Raw genomic sequence first — 14,996 nt, forward strand, 5'->3', positions numbered from 1 at the left:
AATTAATTATAGCCTGGATTTTGTTTAATTACGCCTTTTGTTAAGTCGATTTCTTGTTGAGGAACTGGTAACAATTCGCTTTTACCAGCTTTAAAACCTAGTGAACCTAGTACTGCAACTGCCCTATTGGTTCGAACCAAATCAAAGAAACGATGTCCTTCAAATGCAAGTTCTAAACGGCGCTCATTGTAAATGTTATCGAGTGTTGCGGCAACAGGCGCTAAACCAACTCTTGCACGAACAGCAGTTAATAATTCTAAAGCACGTGTGGCATTACCTCCCGATCTTAATAAAGCTTCAGCCTCCATTAAATAAGTATCGGCCAAACGCATTTCAATTTCATCAATTGGCCAGTTTAGTTCTGCCGTACCACTGTTAGAGCGGTAAGCTTTTAATGGTGCATATTTTTTAATAAAATAATCAGTGTTTTGATAACGGGCAGTATAAGTAGCACCCGCAGCCTTTAACGCTGCCCCATCTATAATTGATGTTGCAAAACGTGGATCAGCTTTCATAGCATTTACTAAATCCAATGATACCGGGCAAAAGCCCCATCCTGCAGAGTAAGTATCGCCATTGTAGCTATCCATACCGATGAATTGCGGCGCAACATTTCCTTCGCCACCATTTACCCAGCCCCAATCGCCCCAAGCCGCCAATGTAGAGTGAGGGATTTCTAAAATTACTTCGGAATTAAATTTATTATCAGGTCTGAAAATATCAGCATAGTTTGCAAGTAAAGCATAACCATATTCGTTACCTGTTCTATTTACCTCGTTAAATAATGTTGCGGCTTCTGCCAGTTTTCCATTATTATTTTGAAAAAGAAGCACTTTTCCTAGTAATGCTTTTGCTGTTCCTCTGGTAATTCTTCCTTTTTCATTTGCCACTACTGTTGGAGGCAAGCTAGGGAAAGCCTCTCTCAAATCTTTCTCTACCTGTGCATAAATTGCCGCAGGTGCCGATTGGGTTTGCGTATAAAGATCGGCAGTTGGGATTTGTTTAGTAATCAATGGAACATTGCCAAAAAACCGTACTAAATCAAAATAGAAATAAGCCCTTAAAAATTTAGCTTCTGCCACAACCCTCGATTTAAAAGTAGCACTTAGTGCAGGCGCCTTTTCTATTTTTTCCAAAATGATGTTGGCACGATTTACTCCTGTGAAGTTTTTAGACCATAAACCTACTTGTGGACCCAATCGGGAATCCATATTGAAATTATCGTAGGCTACCCAACCAGGTTGATCGGAAGCATTACCACCACCTGCCCAACAATCATCAGATGCTGCACTTAACAAGGGTTGTTTCATGGTGTAGCCACCACTAGTTCCCCATTGCATTACATCGTAAACAGCAATTAAGCCTTGGTAAACTTCAGTTTCATTGCGATAGAAATTCTCTTCCGTCGCGGTTCCTTTTGGCGTTAATTCCAAAAAGTCTTTTTTGCAAGAAACCGTTAACTGCATGATGGCCAAAATGGCAATCGAATATTTTACATGTTTAATTTTCATCTCGTTTATATGTTTTTAATTGTGATGAAGAACTCATGATTAGAAATTATTATTCTAAAAATCATGATGGTTTCATCATCTTAATATTAAAATCCAACATTTACACCTACAAAAAATGATCTCGCTTGTGGATAAAAACCACGATCGACACCTAAACTGCCACCGCCAATTTCTGGATCGTAACCATTGTATTTGGTTAATGTGAACAGGTTATTCGCCATTACATAAAACTTCAGGTTATCTAAGCCCACTTTATTTACCAATGTTTTTGGTAAAGTATAGCCAAGCTGAACATTCTTCAACCTGAAATATGCACCGCTTTCCAAGAATAGGCTCGAAACACGGCTATAATTTTTGTTATCATCGGCCAATGTAGCTCGAGGTACAGTATTACTTGTTCCTTCGCCAGTCCAACGGTTTAAAATGTTGGTTGTATAATTCGATGGACTTAAATCGAAGCGTCTTAAACCATTAAAAATCATATTTCCTGATACACCTTGTCCGAAGATGGAAACATCAAAGCCTTTATATTTGGCAGAGAATGTTAAACCATAGGTGAAGTTTGGATTTGATCTCCCCAAGAAGGTTCTATCTGCATCACTGATTACACCATCGCCATTTAAATCCAAGAACTTAATATCTCCCGGTTTTGCATTTGGCTGAATCAATGCGCCTGCACCGTTCTTGTAGTTATTGATTTCTGCCTGATTTTGAAATAATCCAGCAGTTTGATAACCGAAAAATGAATCAACAGATTGACCAACAGCTACACGGGTTACTTCCAAACTTTGTGGCGTAATGGTTTGCCTGCTCGGGATATAATCTTTATCCGCACCTAATAAGGTTACCTCATTTTTGATGAAAGCTGCGTTTCCTGCAATCCGGAAACTTACTTCGCCAACTCTTTTGTTCCAACCCAGTTCAATCTCGAAACCACGGTTATATAAATCGGCCGTATTTGCATAAGGGCCGGTATTACCCACATACGATGGCACAACCTGCTGAAGCAACATGCCATAAGTTTTCTTATTGAAATAACTGGTTGATAAGGTAATGCCTTCAAATAAAGTGGCATCAAAACCTAAATCAAACGACGATGTTTCTTCCCATTTCAAATCAGGGTTTGAAAGTGCATTCGGACTTACTCCATTTGTTAATGCCTGGCCAGAAGCTGTTCCTAAGGAGTAGTTTCTTCCACCGCTTACGGTAGCTAAATAACTGAAATCAGGGATATTATCGTTACCATTAACACCGTAAGATCCACGGAATTTTAAGAAAGTAACAACATTATTTTTTGGCCAGAAATCTTCTCGTGAAGCAACCCAACCTGCTGATCCTGATGGGAAGTAACCATATTTATTATTCGGACCGAAACGTGATGATCCATCCCGGCGGATAATACCTGTAAATAAATATTTCTCATCGTAATTGTAAATAACCCTTCCAAAAATTGAGTTTAAAGTATTTTGATACTCTCCACCGTAGAAATCGGAGTTGGTTCTCGCAACAGGAAATTGCAACGAAGCATCACGAAGGTTATCAACCGGAATGCCTTCCTTAATACCACCATTGGTTTCGCCTTTGTTCTTTTGTGCAGAATAACCTACCAAGGCGGTGATTACATGTTTTCCCATGGTTTTATCATAACTCAATGTATTTTCCAACGACCAAAATAATCCTCGGTTACTATCCCTGGTGTAAGCAGTTAAAGTAGATTGGTTAATCGAGTTCAGGAAATAAATCGGACGGAATGATTGTCCACCCCAGAAAGCCAAATCTACCCCACCTGTACTTCTTAATTTCAATCCTTTTAGAAATTCAACTTCAACAAATGCATTGCCAACCACTTTATCGCTCCAAGAATTTCCTTGGGCAACCTGCAAAGCAGCAACAGGATTTAATACTTCCGATTGTGCATAATCAGAAATCCCGTATGGAAAACCTGCATCATTTCTCACCACAGGATTATTCAAATATTTTGGCAAGCCATATTTTGCCGGATCAGTTTCTACAATTGGCGTAATGGGATCCATATTAATAGCTCTGCTCAATGGCGAACCATATTCTGTATTGGTACTTACGCCAATCGAATTAATTCTGGTATAGCCAATTGAATTACCGAACTTGATGTTTTTGGTGATTTTATGTTCGAAATTAAACCTTGCCGTAAATCTTTTAAATTTCGAATTCTGCGTAGCAACAATACCATCCTGATCAAAATAACTGAATGAGCCGTAATAAATTGATTTATCATTACCGCCGCTCATGTTTAAATCGTGATTTTGAATCATTGCTTTGTTGTTGAAAACAGCTTCTTGCCAATCGGTTCCTTCACCATACTGAGCAGGATTTGGAAAGCGTACCGCTGTAACTCCATCGGCCAGTTGCGATTCGTTATATATGGTGGCGTATTGCGTAGCATTTAACAAATTCAGTTTGGCAGAAGGTGCCTGCGTACCAATGTAGTTATTGTACTCAACTCTAACTCTCCCGGTATTCGATCCTTTTTTGGTTGAAACAATAATTACCCCATTTGCTGCTCGGGTACCATAAATAGCCGCAGATGCCGCATCTTTTAATACCTCAATCGATTCTATATCCGATTGATTTAAAAATTCAATACCTCCGTTAATCACCACGCCATCAACAACATATAATGGGTTGGCATTATTAATATTTGCAATACCACGAATCCTCACTACTCCACCATCTCCAGGCTGACCAGAACTCGTGGTAACCGTAACACCCGAAGCTCTACCTTGAAGCGACTGCTCAATACGAACCACTGGCATATCTTTTAAATCAGTAGCTTTTACCGAAGCAATGGCACCTGTTACCACACTTTTCTTTTGTGTACCATAACCAATAACAACTGCATCGGCCAATAAACCAGCTTGCGGGGTAAGTGTAATGGTGATACCATTGGAGGCTGTAATTTCTTTATTTTCGTAACCGATGTAAGAAACTACCAATGTAGCGCCTTCGGTTACATCTCTTAAAGTAAAGGCACCAGTTTCGTCAGTTACTGCGCCAAGGGTAGAACCCTTAACCTTTACGCTTGCGCCCGCCATCGGATCACCTTTTTCATCTACTACCCTTCCTCTGATGTCAACAAAAGACCGGATAATTAATGGCATGCCTTCAATAGGCTTACGATGAATAATGATGGTATTGTTTTTTATAGTGTAGCCTAAGGGTTGCTCATTAAAAATGCGTTTAAGCGCTTCTTTAATATCGGTATTTTTAATTTCGATGGTTACAGGTTTAGCTTCTTTAAGCACATCGAGGTCGTACAAAAAGTTATAACCCACACTTTTGTTTAGCTTGCGAAAAACATTGAGTAGCGAAGTATTTTTTTCTGATAAGGTTACGTTTTGTGCATTGGCAGCTCCGTAACTAAGCTGTAAAAATGAAGTGATTAGCAAGACAAAAGTCAATTTCATAATCAACAGAAATTTAAATAGGCGCCCTTTAGGTTGGGGCAGCCATTCAGTATAAAAATTCATATATTTGGTTATTAGGTTTAGAATAGTTGTATCTCACAATTTTACGATTAGAATAAGGCCTTTAATATGGCCGGGAGCGTTGCCGCGCTTCCGGTTTTTTTAGTTAGGCGATATTCTTAAAATCATCAATCCATGATGAAGAAAGTAGAGTTTATGGCATAACTAAAATCCTCCTTCCTTCAATTTTAAAATGAACTGCATCAGTAGTTTGAAGCATATCCAAAACTTCATTTACGCTATTGAAACGCGATATTCTTCCACCGAAGGTTTTATTTATTTTTTTACCCCGATAATCAATTTCTACATCGTACCAACGTGCTATTTTATTCATAATCGTTTCCAGATTTTCCTCATTAAAACTGAAGAAACCTGTTTTCCAAGCAATTACTTCTTCTGCATCAACAGCCGAAACCAAAACCGATGGAGAAGATAGACTGATCAGCGATTGTTGCCCTGGTTTTAATAATGCTGATTTGGTTGATTGTAGATTTTTGATTTTAACACTTCCTTCCAATAAAGTGGTTTTATTGCTCGGTTCGTTATTGTAAGCATTTATATTGAAATGTGTTCCCAAAACTTCTACTTCCTGGTTTCTTCCAGAAATTAATTCTGTTTTAACTTTAAAAGGAACACGAACACCATTTTTATCTAAACGTTTGGCTACTTCGAAATAAGCTTCGCCTTTTAATTCTACCAATCTTTTGGTTTGATCAAAAACTGCTGGATATCTTAATGAGGATTCTGCGTTCAGCCAAACTTTTGTGCCATCAGGAAGATTAATTTGATACTGACCTCCACGTGGTGTTTCAATTGTATTGTATAAATCTTTTTTATGGCTCGATGCAGAAGCTACAGAATAAATTAATTCGCCATTTTTTGTTTTGGTAATGTTGATACCTGCCTGTTTTGCAATTACACCATTCGATGCATCAGTCAATGAAATTTTTGAGCCATCGGCTAAGGTTAGAGTAGCTTTGTTTCCACCAGGCTGAATGATTTTATCTTGTATATTATTAAATACTTGCTTAGTTTCTGTATTTTTTTGAACCTCTCTATTAATTACTATGCCGATAAAGAAAAGCACCACTGCAGAAGCAGCTAATTTTAACCATAAGGTTTTAGTATTTCCAGATTTGATATGGGTTTCTTTTTGAATCGCTAGCCAGATTTGCTTACGGGCTTCGTCTACTTCAGCAGGATTTAAATCAGAATTTTTATTCGAAAGCTCTTGCAAATGCCACGATTCTACCAAAGCTTTTTCCGCGTCAGTACAAAGTCCGGCGCTATATTTTTCTAATAGTTTTTCAACTTCGGCTTTACTCATCACTATAATATATTTGGCTTATTAAATACATGTAGGTTGAAGAATCCCTAGGTAGTAGACGAAATGAAAATATTTTTATTTTTTTTCTCCGAGTTTCGTCATTGCGAGAATATTCTCGGATTCTTCATCCGTAATATTCGTGGCAATCTTTTCCAAAAGAACTTATTAAGAAAGCTATTTGATGAACAATATAACTACAATCAACAGAAATGAAGTTAGTTTTAACCTTAAAACCTTAAGCGCATTGCTCATTTGCTTTTTAACAGTTTTATCTGATAAATGAAGGATTTCCGCAATTTGCTTTTGACTTAGATGTTGTTGGCGACTCATTTCAAAAATCACCCGCATTTTAGGAGGCAACAACGAAACCTCTTTTTCGATTAATGATGCAAATTCCTTTTCACGAATGTAATCGTCAGTAACACAATCGCCCTTTTGCGAAAAATCTTCCAGCGATTGTAAATAATTGGATCGAGATTTATTTTTATCTAACCAATCGAAAACTTTATACCTCACCGCAGTGTACAAATAATTTGATAACTGTGATTTGATTTGAATGTTGGGATTGCTCCACAGGTAAACAAAAATCTCTTGAACGATATCGCGGGCATCTTCCCGATCAACTACCATTTTACAAGCATAGATATACAACAAACCATTAAAGCGTTCGTAAATTTCCTCAAAGGCAAATTTATTTCCATCCTGCATGAGGACGAAAAGTTCGTGATCAGTTAATGATTTATAAGTAGACATTTGGCTAGAATGATTAAACGAATGTAAGGAATTGTTTAGCTTAAATCCTAACAAAATTTTAACAATTGAATATAACTTAAACGTTTTATTAACGCTTATTGCGTACTTATACATGCAATTGTAAACTTTAGCCCAATAATTGGTATATCGGGAAAAGTCGATATACATTTGTGCCATGGATCAGGTAGAAATATTTAAGGCTTTATCGAACAAAACCCGTTTGCAAATATTAAACTGGCTTAAGAGTCCTGCTGAACATTTTCCCGAGCAACCAAATGCCGACTTTGAAACTGTTGGTGTATGCGTTGGGCAAATTCAAAATAAGGCAGGTTTATCTCAAAGTACCATATCAGAATACTTGTCTATTTTACAGCGTGCCGATTTGGTTTGTGCCACTCGCGTAGGCCAATGGACCTATTACAAACGCAACCATGAAGGCATGGAGAAATTGAGCAAAATCATCAATACAGAATTATAAAAATCAATAATATGAACACAGATAGTTTATTTAAGCCATTTAGCTTAAAATCATTAAATATAAAAAACAGAATTGTAATGGCGCCAATGACCAGGTCGTTTTCTCCTAACGGAGTTCCGACTGATGCTGTGGCTGAATATTATGCAAAAAGGGCTGTAGGCCAAGTGGGCTTAATTTTATCAGAAGGTACCGTAATTAATCGCCCTTCTTCATCTGCAGATCCGAACATTCCGCACTTTTATGGCGACCAAGCTTTAGCGGGCTGGCAAAAAGTGGTTAACGAAGTGCATCATGCAGGATCGCAAATGGGTCCACAAATCTGGCATCAGGGTATTCATGCCAATCATGCTTCGGGCTGGGTTCCAAGCGCTCCATTTGAAGGCCCTTCGAGTTTAAACAGTCCAGGTTTTAAAAACGGTGTTCCCATGACGGATGCTGCTATAGCAGATACGATCGCCGCTTTTGGTCAGGCCGCAGCCGATGCGAAAGCCTTAGGTTTTGATACCGTTGAAATTCATGGTGCGCATCAATACTTAATCGACCAGTTTTTTTGGGATGCAACCAATAACCGTACAGATATTTATGGCGGAAAAACCTTAGGAGAGCGCACCCGTTTTGCAGTTGAAGTGATTAAAGAGATACGCAAGCGTGTGGGCGAAGATTTTGCCCTGATTATCCGCTTATCACAGTTTAAACCTGCTGCTTATGATTTTAAATTGGCAAAAGATGAAAACGAGATGGAGCAATGGTTAACACCTTTGGTTGATGCTGGAGTTGATATTTTACACTGTTCGCAACGCCGTTTCTGGGAACCGGAATTTGAAGGTTCTGATTTGAACTTTGCAGGTTGGGCTAAAAAAATTACTGGCAAAACAACTATATCTGTAGGTTCTGTTGGCTTAAGTGGCGATTTCTTTGGCGCATTTGCCGGTCAGAGCTCTGAGCCAAGTTCGTTAGATGAATTGGTACGCAGAATGGATCGTGGAGATTTTGATTTAGTAGCTGTTGGTCGCCCATTATTGGCCGATCCAAATTGGGTTGAAAAAATCAAAGATAACCGCATGGATGAATTGAAAGGTTTCAGCAAAGAGGCTTTAGCAGAATTGGTTTAAATTTTCTTTTTATAAAAATGAAGAGCATCCCAAAAAGGGATGCTTTTTTGGTTTGTTGCTGATTACGCTTGTTTTAAAGCCTTCAAAATATTTTAGCGATTCATCCGCATCAAAAAAAAACTAAAATCAGAAGCTTTCCATACTGCGGTTTAAATGACGATGAGCCCAGGCTTTAACAAATAAAATTTTCTTAAATTCACATCTTAAAAAAGTAAAATCCCATGTCGAATATTTCCCTCATTATTGAAGAAAGACCTGCAAACATTGGCAATTTCATGGTTGGCAGATTGTTGCCTTTTAGAGAAAAAAGAATGGTTGGTCCTTTCGCTTTTATTGACCACATGGGACCAGCGGCGATGAGCGATCATGAGAATCTGGACGTTCCGCCTCATCCGCATATTGGTTTATCTACCTTAACTTTTCTTTTTGAAGGCGAAATAGAACATAGAGATAGCTTAGGAAATGATGTGGTAATTAAACCTGGCCAGGTAAATTGGATGACTTCAGGAAGTGGTATTGCCCATTCGGAAAGAACACCTGAATACCTACGCCATACAGATAAGATGCTACATGGATTACAAATTTGGGTAGCCTTACCAAAAGCTTTAGAGCAAATGGAACCCGAGTTTTTCCACGTTGATGATAAAGACATTCCGAGTTGGGAACAAGATGGCGTAAATATTAAATTGATTGCCGGTGAAGCTTTTGAAAAAAAATCACCCGTACCCGTTTACTGCCCACTTTACTTTATCGAGATTAAAAGTACAATGCGGCAAAAGCTCAATATTGGCGATCATCTATTCGGCGAAAGTGCACTTTATATATTGGAAGGTGGAATTGAAAGTGATGGACATTTATTCGAACCGAAATTGATTCTTATTGCCAACGACGCAAAACTTTGCGAATTTACGATGTTGGAAAATACAACTGTTTATATTTTTGGTGGAGAGCCTTTTCCTGAAGAAAGATTTATCTATTGGAATTTTGTTGCATCAGATAGAGAACTAATTGAACAAGCGAAACAAAACTGGCTGGAACAAAAATTTAAGCCCGTACCTGGAGAAACAGAATTTGTTCCTTTGCCAAATCAAAATCCTTATCAAAAGAAATAAAATGGAAATCAATCAAGTAAACAATGAAAAAAATGGCTATTTCGAAGCTAATGAAAAAAATGTTGAAGCAGGTAAAATGAGTTATGTGTGGGCTGGAGAACACAAAATCATTATTGACCATACAGAAGTTAATCCAGAATTTTCTGGCAAGGGAGTGGGTAAAAAGTTATTAATGGCGATAGTAAACAATGCCCGGGAAAATAACATAAAAATACTTCCGCTTTGTCCTTTTGCTAAAAGTGTTTTTGATAAAAACGAAGAACTAAGCGATGTGCTGTTTTAGCAACAAATGATTATTAGCTAATCCAACCTGCATTTTTATTATTCTTCTAACAAGGCCTGCTTAATTTTTTCAGCAGCTTCGGCCAATTCTTCTTGTGTTGGCTTCAATTTTTCTTTGCTAAAATTCATATCGCTTACATTATTCATCGGGATTAAATGAATATGTGCATGTGGTACTTCTAAACCAATTACCGAAACTCCAACCTTTTTACAGGGAAAAGCAGCTTTAACGCCTTTAGCCACAATCTTCGCAAACATCCAAAGGCCAACATATAGGTCTTCTTCCATGTCGAAAATATAATCAACTTCCACTTTTGGAATTACTAGAACATGGCCGGCAGTTAAGGGCTGAACATCTAAAAAAGCTAAATACTCAACAGTTTCTGCAACAACATGTGCAGTGATTTCTCCAGCAACAATTTTCGAAAAGATAGTCATAATTAAGTTGTAGGTTATGAGTTATATGTTATAGGTCTTAGTCTCACAACCTGCAACCTATAACTTGTAACTTTTGTTATCTCGAGATTTCTAAAACTTCGAATTGCATTTTACCTGCAGGCACTTCAATTTCGGCAAATTCGCCAACAGATTTACCCAACAAACCTTGCGCAATTGGAGATTTAACTGAAATTTTTCCAGTTTTTAAATCGGCTTCGGTTTCTGCAACCAATTGATAAGTCATGGTGGCGCCGTTTTTAACATTTTTAATTTTAACGATTGATAATGCCAAAACTTTAGATAAATCCAGTTTTGATTCATCAATAAGGCGGGCATTTGCCAATGTATTTTTTAGTTTGGAGATTTTCGCTTCATGCAAACCCTGCGCTTCTTTGGCCGCATCATATTCTGCATTCTCCGATAAATCACCTTTATCTCTTGCCTCAGCAATTGCTTTAGATATTAGCTGACGGCCGGTTGTAGTTAGATAGTGAACTTCCTCCTTCAACTTATCTAACCCCTCTTGTGTGTAATACGTTACCTCTGTCATTGCTCTATTAATTTTTATTCAAACGCTATAAAAAACAAACAAGACTATATAGTTGGTTTGCTACATAGTCTTGCTTCAATTATAACGAAGATAAATTGTGGAAATTACAAAAGCAAATAAATACACAGGATTTTTATGATTTAAACCCAAAACCTTCGCTATTTATGGCTTTCCAGGATAACCGACAACATAAATCCTACATTAGCATGGATACGAATAGCCCGCTGTTTTCTCACTGACAAAATTTATTGGAGCTTGTTCATCATAAAATTACCAGGAAATTATCAGGTTCAGCTTCACCCGAAATTCATCCATTATTTTTAGCTTAGTCGAAATTATTCAGAAAAATGAAAAAGTTATTTACAGTAGCCTTATTGATTGGGCTGGGCAATTCTACGCTTTCGGCTCAGGAACTTTATATGCCTAGAAACATTAAAGCAACCTATGAGAAGGGCACTCGTTCCATAAACGGAAATCCAGGCGCCAATTATTGGCAAAATCATGGAAAATACACCATGGATATTAAGGTAGATGCTGAAAGCAAAATTGTTAGCGGACAGGAAGAAATCCTATACAGCAACAACAGCAGCGATACTTTAAAAACTTTAGTGATTCGTTTTGTAAACAATTTGCACAAACCAACTTCTCCCCGTGGTGGTGCAGTAAGTGAAGATTTTCTAACTACCGGATTAAATATTTCTTCATTTTCTGTTGATGGAGAAACCTATAAAGTAGATTCGAAAAACTGGGGAACTGTTGGCAATGTCAAATTAAAGAAACCCTTAAATCCTAAATCAAAAATCAAAGTTAAAATAGGCTGGGATTACCCATTATCGAAAGAAAGTGGTCGCGAAGGGCAGATTGATCCAAATTCATTTTTTGTAGCTTACAGTTATCCAAGAATATCGGTTTATGATGATTATAATGGATGGGATCGTATTCCACATACAGATAGGGCTGAATTTTACAATGATTTTAATGATTATATATTTTCAGTAACCGCACCAAAAAATTATGTGGTTTATGCTACAGGCGATTTTTTGAATCCTGATGAAGTTTTACAACCAGAAATTGCAGCCCGTTTAAAAAAATCATTCAATACGGAAGAGGTAGTTAACATTGCTACAGCAGATGAATTAAAAAATGGTAAAGTAACCACTCAAAAAGATTGGAACACCTGGAAATTTAAAGCCAACCATATTCCTGATGTAACCTTTGCTTTGAGCAATCATTATGTTTGGGACGGTGGAAGCGTTGTTGTGGATACCAAAACCGGAAGAAGGGCAAGTGCACAAGCCGCTTATAACCCAACAACTGGAAAGGATTTTTTAAATTCTGTTAAATATAATATCAATGCTTTGGCATGGTTTTCCAACAATTGGCCAGGCATTCCTTATCCTTATGCAAAAAGCATTGCTTTCCAAGGTTTTGCAGATATGGAATATCCGATGATGGTTAATGATTCGAATTTTGGTGATCCTGTTTTTGCTCAATTGGTTCAGGATCATGAAGTGGCGCACACGTATTTTCCATTTTTTATGGGCATTAACGAAACCCGTTATGCTTATATGGACGAAGGTTGGGCAACTACTTTCGAATATTTAATCGGTATTGCCGAACATGGTAAAAAAGCTGCTGATGATTTTTATAAAAAGTTTAGGGTAAACAGTTACATCAATGATAAATCTGCCGAGGAAGATCAACCAGTAATTTCCATGTCTGATCAGGTTTCGGGAGCGGGTTACGGTAATAATTCTTATGGAAAAGCATCTTTATCTTATCTCGCTTTGAAAGATATGCTTGGCGATGAACTCTTCAAAAAAGCTTTACACCATTACATGAACACGTGGAATGGAAAACACCCAATTCCGTGGGATTATTTTAATTCGATGAATACCGGATCAGGACAAAATTTAAACTGGTTTTTTCAAAATTGGTTTTTCACCAATAATTACTTGGATTTGGCCATTAGCAACTCACAAGTTTCATCAGGAAGAATCACATTTGTAATTAAAAATGTTGGTGGTTTTGCCATTCCATTTGATATTTTGGTTACTGATGCTGAAGGTAAAACGGAAACCATCCATAAAACTCCAGCCGTATGGAAAGTGAATCAGAAAGAATTTACCATGACGATTAATACCAATCGCAAGATAAAATCGATCACTTTGGATAATGGCATTTATGTAGATGCAACGCCGGGCGACAATGTTTATTCGATAAAATAATTAGTAGTTTAAAGTTGGTCGTTTTCAAATTGAAACTGCCAACTTTAAACTTTAAACTTTATACTTTCCACTTTTAACTCTAAACGCCATTCTCCGCTTTGCAAGCTGCTTCATGTTTAACCGGAAAGTTTAACGAATTTGCAATAAAACATAATTTATTGGCTTCTTTATGCAAAGATTCTGCAAGTTCAAAATGTGCTTTATCGGCAATTAAAACTTGTGGGTGCAGCGTAACTTCTCTAAATTTCCCGCTTCCATCTGCCGATTCTTCCATTGTACCTACAGCTTCATCTTTATAATCGATTACCACGATTTCATTTTTAGAGCAGAGGTGTAAATACCAAAGCATGTGGCAACTCGAAATGGATGATAGCAGTAAATCTTCGGGATTATATTTAGATTTATCTCCAAGAAAGGCAGAATCAGATGAACCAGAAATATCGGCTTTTCCCTTTACAGAAATAACATAATCGCGATCGTAGGAACGATAATCCATTGTGCCCGAGCCCTTATTGCCCGTCCAGGTTACGGTGGTAGAATATAAATGATCTTTCGGCATGATATAATTTAGTTAGAAATTGTATTCCAATTTAGGGATTTAGGATTGAAACTTCGAGAAGAAATCACAATTGTTTTTTAATTTAGAATTAGATTAAGATACCCATAAGGTGCAACGACCTAAAAAGACAAGCCCTTCAGTTTCTCAGCCAACACCTCCGAAATTTTACGGTAAGAATCGAAGGTCCAACCAGCAACATGCGGAGTTAATATCACTTTTTCATTCTTCGTCAATTCCGTATACCAAGACTGCTCGCTCAAAGCAGGAAATTTTTCTGTTTGCAAAACATCCAAACCCGCAGCTATTATTTTTCCTGATTCAATTGCATTCAACACGGCTTTAGTATTTACAATTTCACCTCTGGCAGTATTGATAAAGAAAATTGATTTCTTAAAGTGAAAGAGATATTCATCATCAACCATTTGCCTGGTTTCGGTGGTTAAAGGAATATGTAAACTTAATACATCGCTATGTTTCACAATTTCTTCCATGCTTACCTCGCGGGCAAAAGCATCAGAAAAACCAGTTTTATATTTATCGTAGGCCATAACATCAACTTCAAAGCCTGCTAATTTTTTAGCAAAGCTTTGCCCCATGAAACCATAACCAATAATCCCTACTTTTTTGCCCTTTAACTCATAACCACGATTTTCTTCACGATCCCAAATACCGCTTCTAATTTCAGCATCAGCCCTGCGAAAATTATTCATTAATGATAAAAGCAATCCCGTGGCATGTTCTCCTACGGCATCACAGTTTCCTTCGGGTGCATTAATTAATTCAATATTTCGCTCAAAAGCAATTTTATCATCGATGTTATCCAGGCCTGCACCAGCACGGGCAACAAATTTTAAGTTTGGTGCCGCAGCGAAAATTTCAGCGTCGATTCTGAATTTTGTTCTTACAGCAATGCCCACATAATCTTTTATTTTGTTTAAGGTTTGTTGCCTAGTAATTTGAGGTTTATCATCAACTTCATAACCCATTGCTATTGCCTGCTCTTTAAAAGCCGGATGTAAATCATCAACGATTAATATTTTTTTCATCTAAAACAAAAGTAACAATTTAGATATTGCTCAATTGCAATATTTGCTCAATTGATTGCAAATTTCCTTGCCGGATTGGTGTACATAACAATAAATC

Annotated in this window: 13 protein-coding genes; 5 read left to right on the top strand and 8 right to left on the bottom strand. The window is 37.4% G+C overall.

Features of this window, described 5'->3' with window-relative positions:
* Positions 1-2: 2 nt before the first annotated feature.
* The 4 genes from LUA91_RS14320 to LUA91_RS14335 form a co-directional block, all read right to left on the bottom strand.
* A complete protein-coding gene (locus tag LUA91_RS14320) occupies positions 3-1,511 on the bottom strand; it encodes a RagB/SusD family nutrient uptake outer membrane protein (RefSeq protein WP_231426739.1) in 1,509 nt (502 codons plus the stop codon).
* An 86-nt stretch (positions 1,512-1,597) separates the two neighbouring features.
* On the bottom strand, positions 1,598-4,954 hold the full coding sequence (locus LUA91_RS14325; protein WP_231426740.1) for a TonB-dependent receptor: 3,357 nt from the start codon (positions 4,952-4,954) through the stop codon (positions 1,598-1,600).
* 214 nt (positions 4,955-5,168) lie between these two features.
* Positions 5,169-6,341 carry a FecR family protein gene (locus LUA91_RS14330; RefSeq protein WP_231426741.1) on the bottom strand — a complete coding sequence of 391 codons (1,173 nt, stop codon included), beginning with the start codon at positions 6,339-6,341 and terminating at the stop codon, positions 5,169-5,171.
* Positions 6,342-6,515: 174 nt separating this feature from the next.
* Entirely contained in the window at positions 6,516-7,094 is a 579-nt protein-coding gene (locus tag LUA91_RS14335) for an RNA polymerase sigma factor (RefSeq protein ID WP_231426742.1), read from the bottom strand.
* Positions 7,095-7,269: 175 nt separating this feature from the next.
* Between LUA91_RS14335 and LUA91_RS14340 the strand changes: the two genes are divergently transcribed.
* From LUA91_RS14340 to LUA91_RS14355, 4 genes are all read left to right on the top strand, one after another.
* Positions 7,270-7,572 (top strand): helix-turn-helix transcriptional regulator, encoded by a 303-nt coding sequence (locus LUA91_RS14340; RefSeq protein WP_231426743.1) that lies wholly within the window; start codon positions 7,270-7,272, stop codon positions 7,570-7,572.
* A gap of 11 nt (positions 7,573-7,583) precedes the next feature.
* A complete protein-coding gene (locus tag LUA91_RS14345; RefSeq protein ID WP_231426744.1) occupies positions 7,584-8,684 on the top strand; it encodes an NADH:flavin oxidoreductase in 1,101 nt (366 codons plus the stop codon).
* Positions 8,685-8,905: 221 nt separating this feature from the next.
* Positions 8,906-9,796, top strand: a complete 891-nt coding sequence (locus LUA91_RS14350) for a pirin family protein (protein WP_231426745.1) — start codon at positions 8,906-8,908, stop codon at positions 9,794-9,796.
* Between the two features lies 1 nt (position 9,797).
* Positions 9,798-10,079 carry a GNAT family N-acetyltransferase gene (locus LUA91_RS14355; protein ID WP_231426746.1) on the top strand — a complete coding sequence of 94 codons (282 nt, stop codon included), beginning with the start codon at positions 9,798-9,800 and terminating at the stop codon, positions 10,077-10,079.
* A 38-nt stretch (positions 10,080-10,117) separates the two neighbouring features.
* Here the strand turns inward: LUA91_RS14355 and LUA91_RS14360 are convergent, their stop codons facing one another.
* Positions 10,118-10,519 carry an HIT family protein gene (locus LUA91_RS14360; protein ID WP_231426806.1) on the bottom strand — a complete coding sequence of 134 codons (402 nt, stop codon included), beginning with the start codon at positions 10,517-10,519 and terminating at the stop codon, positions 10,118-10,120.
* Positions 10,520-10,592: 73 nt separating this feature from the next.
* Positions 10,593-11,066 carry a transcription elongation factor GreA gene (greA, locus tag LUA91_RS14365; protein ID WP_029276724.1) on the bottom strand — a complete coding sequence of 158 codons (474 nt, stop codon included), beginning with the start codon at positions 11,064-11,066 and terminating at the stop codon, positions 10,593-10,595.
* A gap of 347 nt (positions 11,067-11,413) precedes the next feature.
* Here greA and LUA91_RS14370 point away from each other — a divergent pair, with 347 nt between their 5' ends.
* A complete protein-coding gene (locus LUA91_RS14370) occupies positions 11,414-13,294 on the top strand; it encodes a M1 family metallopeptidase (RefSeq protein ID WP_231426747.1) in 1,881 nt (626 codons plus the stop codon).
* A gap of 79 nt (positions 13,295-13,373) precedes the next feature.
* Here LUA91_RS14370 and LUA91_RS14375 read toward each other — a convergent pair whose 3' ends face one another.
* Together LUA91_RS14375 and LUA91_RS14380 are read right to left on the bottom strand one after the other, a co-directional pair.
* Positions 13,374-13,853 carry an OsmC family protein gene (locus LUA91_RS14375; RefSeq protein ID WP_231426748.1) on the bottom strand — a complete coding sequence of 160 codons (480 nt, stop codon included), beginning with the start codon at positions 13,851-13,853 and terminating at the stop codon, positions 13,374-13,376.
* Between the two features lie 119 nt (positions 13,854-13,972).
* Entirely contained in the window at positions 13,973-14,899 is a 927-nt protein-coding gene (locus LUA91_RS14380) for an NAD(P)-dependent oxidoreductase (protein ID WP_231426749.1), read from the bottom strand.
* Positions 14,900-14,996 lie beyond the last annotated feature (97 nt).

The sequence above is a fragment of the Pedobacter sp. Leaf250 genome (assembly GCF_920984735.1).
Taxonomy (GTDB): Bacteria; Bacteroidota; Bacteroidia; order Sphingobacteriales; family Sphingobacteriaceae; genus Pedobacter.

What these genes read in the sequence shown, in the direction of transcription:
- LUA91_RS14325 (WP_231426740.1), bottom strand. Translation starts at nt 4,954, where the DNA reads ATGAAATTGACTTTTGTCTTGCTAATCACTTCATTTTTACAGCTTAGT.
- LUA91_RS14350 (WP_231426745.1), top strand. Translation starts at nt 8,906, where the DNA reads ATGTCGAATATTTCCCTCATTATTGAAGAAAGACCTGCAAACATTGGC.
- LUA91_RS14375 (WP_231426748.1), bottom strand. Translation starts at nt 13,853, where the DNA reads ATGCCGAAAGATCATTTATATTCTACCACCGTAACCTGGACGGGCAAT.
- LUA91_RS14320 (WP_231426739.1), bottom strand. Translation starts at nt 1,511, where the DNA reads ATGAAAATTAAACATGTAAAATATTCGATTGCCATTTTGGCCATCATG.
- LUA91_RS14335 (WP_231426742.1), bottom strand. Translation starts at nt 7,094, where the DNA reads ATGTCTACTTATAAATCATTAACTGATCACGAACTTTTCGTCCTCATG.
- LUA91_RS14380 (WP_231426749.1), bottom strand. Translation starts at nt 14,899, where the DNA reads ATGAAAAAAATATTAATCGTTGATGATTTACATCCGGCTTTTAAAGAG.
- LUA91_RS14370 (WP_231426747.1), top strand. Translation starts at nt 11,414, where the DNA reads ATGAAAAAGTTATTTACAGTAGCCTTATTGATTGGGCTGGGCAATTCT.
- LUA91_RS14345 (WP_231426744.1), top strand. Translation starts at nt 7,584, where the DNA reads ATGAACACAGATAGTTTATTTAAGCCATTTAGCTTAAAATCATTAAAT.
- LUA91_RS14340 (WP_231426743.1), top strand. Translation starts at nt 7,270, where the DNA reads ATGGATCAGGTAGAAATATTTAAGGCTTTATCGAACAAAACCCGTTTG.
- greA (WP_029276724.1), bottom strand. Translation starts at nt 11,066, where the DNA reads ATGACAGAGGTAACGTATTACACACAAGAGGGGTTAGATAAGTTGAAG.
- LUA91_RS14330 (WP_231426741.1), bottom strand. Translation starts at nt 6,341, where the DNA reads ATGAGTAAAGCCGAAGTTGAAAAACTATTAGAAAAATATAGCGCCGGA.
- LUA91_RS14355 (WP_231426746.1), top strand. Translation starts at nt 9,798, where the DNA reads ATGGAAATCAATCAAGTAAACAATGAAAAAAATGGCTATTTCGAAGCT.